This window comes from Kutzneria sp. 744, assembly GCF_000568255.1.
Taxonomy (GTDB): Bacteria; Actinomycetota; Actinomycetes; order Mycobacteriales; family Pseudonocardiaceae; genus Kutzneria.
This window is the reverse complement of record NZ_KK037166.1, coordinates 2,227,107-2,232,325: the sequence shown is the minus strand read 5'-3', so window position 1 is coordinate 2,232,325 and position 5,219 is coordinate 2,227,107. Positions and strand designations below refer to the sequence as shown.

General features: G+C 70.0%; 5 protein-coding genes and 1 riboswitch. Of the genes, 3 read left to right on the top strand and 2 right to left on the bottom strand.

Features of this window, described 5'->3' with window-relative positions; genetic code table 11:
* Positions 1-159: 159 nt before the first annotated feature.
* The 3 genes from KUTG_RS09910 to KUTG_RS09900 all read left to right on the top strand — a co-directional run bounded on the left by KUTG_RS09910 (position 160) and on the right by KUTG_RS09900 (position 4,507).
* A complete protein-coding gene (locus tag KUTG_RS09910; RefSeq protein WP_043716471.1) occupies positions 160-909 on the top strand; it encodes a glycosyltransferase family 2 protein in 750 nt (249 codons plus the stop codon).
* A 4-nt stretch (positions 910-913) separates the two neighbouring features.
* Positions 914-1,002, top strand: a riboswitch (ZMP/ZTP riboswitch).
* 31 nt (positions 1,003-1,033) lie between these two features.
* Positions 1,034-2,296, top strand: coding sequence for a serine hydroxymethyltransferase (glyA, locus tag KUTG_RS09905; protein ID WP_043716470.1), 1,263 nt, complete (start codon positions 1,034-1,036; stop codon positions 2,294-2,296).
* Between the two features lie 3 nt (positions 2,297-2,299).
* Entirely contained in the window at positions 2,300-4,507 is a 2,208-nt protein-coding gene (locus KUTG_RS09900; RefSeq protein ID WP_043716468.1) for an SF1B family DNA helicase RecD2, read from the top strand.
* Between the two features lie 67 nt (positions 4,508-4,574).
* On the opposite strand, the gene KUTG_RS09895 is transcribed toward KUTG_RS09900, so the two are convergent.
* Both KUTG_RS09895 and KUTG_RS09890 read right to left on the bottom strand, forming a co-directional pair.
* Positions 4,575-4,877, bottom strand: coding sequence for a hypothetical protein (locus tag KUTG_RS09895; RefSeq protein ID WP_052394283.1), 303 nt, complete (start codon positions 4,875-4,877; stop codon positions 4,575-4,577).
* Between the two features lie 162 nt (positions 4,878-5,039).
* The coding region (locus tag KUTG_RS09890; RefSeq protein WP_043716466.1) for a substrate-binding domain-containing protein at positions 5,040-5,219 on the bottom strand (180 nt) is incomplete at its 5' end.

The window sequence follows — 5,219 nt, the reverse complement described above, 5'->3', positions numbered from 1 at the left end:
CCAGATGTATACCGTGTGCCACCACTGCGGCGGCATCGGCGAGGTGCCCATCCCGGTGCTGGCGGTGGTCGGCGGCGTCGGCCGCACCGCCACGGCCAACCGCACGTGTCCCGTGTGCGACACGAACGGCCGCCTGACGGGCATGGTGCCGCCGATCTGATGAGTGAGCCATTCCTCTCGATCGGGCTGATCGCACGGGACAAGTTCAGCGGGGCCGCCACGGCCCTGGCCGCGGCGGTGGCCGACCTGCCGCCCAACAGCGAGGTCGTGGTGCTGGATGCCGGCTACCCGGCCGCGCTGGCCGACCGGTTACGTGACCTGGGCGGCCACCGGATCCGCTGGCAGGCCACGGAGCGGCACGCCAACACCAACCTGGTGTGGAACGAGTTCGTCGCGGCGAGCAGCGCGCGGCACGTGATGTGCGTGGAGAACGACGTCGAGCTGCGCCCGGGTGCGACGGCGGAGCTGATGGCCATGCTGGCCTCGGGCTACTGCGACGTGGCCGTGCCGGTGGTGCACGAGGACGAGGTCGGCAACCCGCATTTCGACCCGGCCCCGACCGGCGTCCGCCGCATCGTCACCCAGCTGGAGCGGCACTGCTTCGCCATGAGCCGGGCCACCGCGCTGCGGCTGGGCGCGCTGGACGAGCAGATGTGGTGCCGGACGGACCTGGACCTGGGGCTGACGCTCCAGCTGCACGGGCTGACCGTCGGCGTCACCCCCAACGCGACCGCGGTGTTCCGCCGCCGCCAGGAGGCCGTCGACCGCGACTTCTACGAACGCCGATGGGACCTGGCCCGGGTGGCCGCGGCCAACGAACGGGTGCGGGCCAAGTGGCGTATCGAACCCGCGGACGAGGCCTGCCGGCTGCGGGCCCTGCTTGAGGACAACCCGGACGTCGCGGTTTAGGATCACTCAGCGTCGCGACTGGCGTGTTGGGGTGGAATCGACCACCGGGGAGCGACTGGGTACACGGTGGCGTCGCGCGCCTGGGTGTCAGCTGCCACAACCGCATCAACTCGGGAGTTTGACGATGCACCAGCCCGCACTCTCCGCACTGACCGCCGCCGATCCCGAACTGGCCGGACTCGTCGAGTCGGAGGCCAAGCGGCAGCACGACAAGATCCGCCTGATCGCCTCCGAGAACTACGTCTCCACCGCCGTGCTCGAGGCCACCGGCACCGTGCTGACCAACAAGTACTCCGAGGGCTACGCCGGCAAGCGCTACTACGAGGGCCAGCAGTTCATCGACCCGATCGAGCAGCTGGCCGTCCAGCGGGCCAAGGACGTGTTCGGCGTCGAGCACGCCAACGTGCAGCCGTACTCCGGCTCGCCGGCCAACCTGGCCATCTACCTGGCGTTCCTCAAGCCGGGCGAGACGGTCATGGGCATGGGGCTGCCCTCGGGCGGGCACCTGACCCACGGCTGGACGGTGTCGGCCACCGGCAAGTGGTTCAACGCCGTGCGCTACGGCGTGACCAAGGAGACCGGCCGCGTCGACATGGACGAGGTCCGCGACCTGGCCCTGGCCGAGCGGCCGAAGGTGATCTTCTGCGGCGGCACGGCCATCCCGCGCACCATCGACTTCCCGGCCTTCGCCGAGATCGCCCGCGAGGTCGGCGCGGTGCTGGCCGCCGACGTGGCGCACATCGCCGGCCTGATCGCCGGCGGCGCGCACCCGTCCCCGGTCGGCCACGCCAACGTGATCTCCACGACCACGCACAAGACGCTGCGCGGCCCGCGCGGCGCCATGCTGATGTCCGACGCCGAGCACGCCTCCGCGCTGGACAAGGCCGTGTTCCCCGGTCTGCAGGGCGGCCCGCACAACCACACCACGGCCGGCATCGCGGTGGCGCTGAAGGAAGCCGCCACCGACGAGTTCCGCACGTACGCGCACAACATCGTGGCCAACGCCAAGGCGCTGGCGGCGGCGCTGACCGAGCGGGGCTTCGACCTGGTCTCCGGCGGCACCGACAACCACCTGCTGCTGATCGACCTGACGTCCAAGAACGTGGCCGGCAAGCCCGCGGCCAAGGCGCTGGACCGGGCCGGCATCGAGCTGAACTACAACACGGTTCCGTTCGACCCGCGCAAGCCGTTCGACCCGTCCGGCATCCGCCTCGGCACCGCCGCGATCACCACCCGCGGCCTCGGCGTCGAGCAGATGCCGCAGCTGGCCACCTGGATCGACCGGGTCGTGACCGCGGCCGCCGACGGCGACGAGTCCGTGGTCGAGTCGACCGCGGCCGAGATCTCCGAGCTGCTGGCCGGCTACCCGATGCCGGGTTGGGCCTGATCCATGCCAGGCTCCGGTGACTCGCTCGGCTATGCCGTCGTCGAGGGGTCGCTGGAGCGGATCACCTACGCCAACGAGGAAACCGGGTACACCGTCGCCAAGGTCGACACCGGCCGCGGCGCCGGTGACCTGCTCACCGTCGTGGGATCGCTGCTGGGCGCGCAGCCGGGGGAGAGCCTCCGGCTGCGCGGCCGGTGGGGCAGCCATGCCCAGTACGGCAAGCAGTTCCTCGTCGACTCCTACAGCACCGTGCTGCCGGCGACCGTGCAGGGCATCCGGCGCTACCTCGGTTCCGGGCTGGTCAAGGGGATCGGGCCGCGGATCGCCGACCGGATCGTGGAGCACTTCGGGCTGACCGCGCTGGACGTCATCGAGACCGACGTCGGCCGGCTCATCGAGGTGCCCGGGCTGGGTCCCAAGCGCACCAAGCTGATCGCCGGCGCGTGGGAGGAACAGAAGGCCATCAAGGAGGTCATGCTGTTCCTGCAGAGCGTCGGCGTGTCGACGTCGTTGGGGGTGCGGATCTACAAGACCTACCGGGACGACTCGATCCGGGTGGTCAAGGAGGAGCCGTACAAGCTGGCCGCCGACGTGTGGGGCATCGGCTTCAAGACCGCCGACGTGCTGGCGCAGGCCGTCGGCATCCCGCACGACAGCCCGCAGCGGGTGAAGGCCGGCATCCAGTTCACCCTGTCGCAGGCCTCCGACGACGGGAACTGCTTTCTGCCGCAGGACGAGCTCGTGGCCAAGGCGGTGGAGATCCTGGAGGTCTCCAGCGTGCTGGTGGGGGAGTGCCTGCGGGAGCTGGTCGACGAGGAAGGTGTTGTCCGCGAGGAGCTGTTCGAGGGCGACCCGGCGGCGATCTACCTGGTTCCCTTCTACCGGGCGGAAATCTCGCTGGCCACGCAGTTGACCCGGCTGCTGAAGTCCGATGTGGACCGTATGTCGGCGTTCGCCTCCGTGGACTGGGACAAGGCCCTGGAGTGGCTGCGGCGGTCGACCGGGACGACGTTGGCGGTCGAGCAGGAGCAGGCGGTTCGGTTGGCGCTGACCGAAAAGGTCGCCGTGCTGACCGGGGGACCGGGGTGTGGCAAGAGTTTCACCGTGCGGTCCATCGTGATGCTGGCGAAAGCCAAGGGGGCCAAGGTGATGCTGGCCGCCCCCACCGGCCGGGCGGCCAAGCGGCTGGCTGAGCTCACCGGCGTCGAGGCTGCCACCGTGCACCGGATGCTGGAGCTCAGGCCCGGTGGCGACGCGGCCTACGACCGAGACCGGCCGCTGGACGTGGACCTGCTCGTCGTCGACGAGGTGTCCATGCTGGATCTGTTGCTGGCCAACAAGTTGCTCAAGGCCGTGCCACCCGGGGCGCATGTGCTGCTCGTCGGCGACGTCGACCAGCTGCCCAGCGTCGGCGCCGGCGAGGTGCTGCGGGACCTGCTGGCGGCCGAGCCCGTTCCCCGGGTCCGGCTGACCCAGATCTTCCGCCAGGCCCAGCAGTCCGGGGTCGTCACCAATGCCCACCTGATCAACTCCGGCCGTCAGCCCGTGACCGACGGGCTGCCCGACTTCTTCCTGTTCGCCCAGGACGACACCGAGGCCGTGGCGGCGTTGACCGTCGACGTCGTGGCCAACCGCATCCCCCGCAAGTTCGGGCTCGACCCCCGTCGTGACGTCCAGGTGCTGGCCCCCATGCACCGCGGCCCCGCCGGCGCCGCTGCCCTGAACACCTTGCTCCAGGAGGCTTTGACCCCGTCCAAGCCCGGGTTGCCCGAACGCCGCTTCGGCGGCCGTGTCTTTCGTGTCGGCGACAAGGTCACCCAGATCCGCAACAACTACGACAAGGGCGTCGCCGGCGTGTTCAACGGCACCGTCGGCGTCGTGACCGCCTTGTCCGTCGAGGAGCAGACCCTCACCATCCGCACCGATGAGGACGAGGACGTCGACTACGAGTTCGGCGAGCTGGACGAGCTTGCCCATGCCTACGCCATCACCATCCACCGCTCCCAGGGCAGCGAATACCCCTGCGTCGTCATCCCCATCACCACCAGCGCCTGGATGATGCTCCAGCGCAACCTGCTCTACACCGCCGTCACCCGCGCCAAGAAGCTCGTCGTCCTGGTCGGCTCCCGCCGCGCCATCCAGCAGGCCGTCCGTACCCCCTCCACCGGCCGCCGCTACACCGCCCTCTCCCACCGCATCCGCACCGTCTGACCCCCGCGAGTCACGCTCTCCGGCATACCGAAACACGGTTTCGGGCAGTGGATGTGGGCCGATGCGCTCAGCGTGGCCGGTCGAGAATCTCGATGTACATGATCCGGCCGTTCACCACGTCCAGGTTCAGCATCCCGCGCGTCGGCAACAGCGCGACCATCCGATGCCCCGGTCCGTACGGCTTGCCGTCCGGATGCTCCGCCGTCTTGATGCTCCGGCAGAAGTCGTCGCCGCAGCCGCAGTCGGCCACCACCCGCACATCCCGCATCGAGATGGCCAGCCAGTCCTCGTCCTCGGCCGTCAACAGCTCGACCAGTTCGGCGATCAGCTCCGGATAGATGTCCCGCACCAGCGGCGGTTCCTGTTCCACGGCAAGCGAAGGTAGCCGCCGCCCGCGGCAGGGCCCAGTGGTTTTCAGCTCGGGCTTGCGGCACGTCCGAATGTCACATGCGCGTCGTTGTTGCCTGCCAGAGGCACATGCGGTCCGCATGTGACAGGGGGCGGGGTGTGGGTGGGAGGGGCGCGTGGCAGGTCAGGTCAGGGCGGGGGCGGTGGAGCGGCGGATGCTCAACGTCAAGGGGGCGGTGGTGTGGGTGGGGTCGGCACCGTTGATGTCGGCGAGGAGGGCCTGGACGGCGTGGCGGCCGAGGGATTCGGCGGGGATGGCGACGGAGGTGGCCTCGGGGGAGAGGTAGCGGGCCAGGTCGACGTC

What these genes read in the sequence shown, in the direction of transcription:
- KUTG_RS09910 (WP_043716471.1), top strand. Translation starts at nt 160, where the DNA reads ATGAGTGAGCCATTCCTCTCGATCGGGCTGATCGCACGGGACAAGTTC.
- glyA (WP_043716470.1), top strand. Translation starts at nt 1,034, where the DNA reads ATGCACCAGCCCGCACTCTCCGCACTGACCGCCGCCGATCCCGAACTG.
- KUTG_RS09900 (WP_043716468.1), top strand. Translation starts at nt 2,300, where the DNA reads ATGCCAGGCTCCGGTGACTCGCTCGGCTATGCCGTCGTCGAGGGGTCG.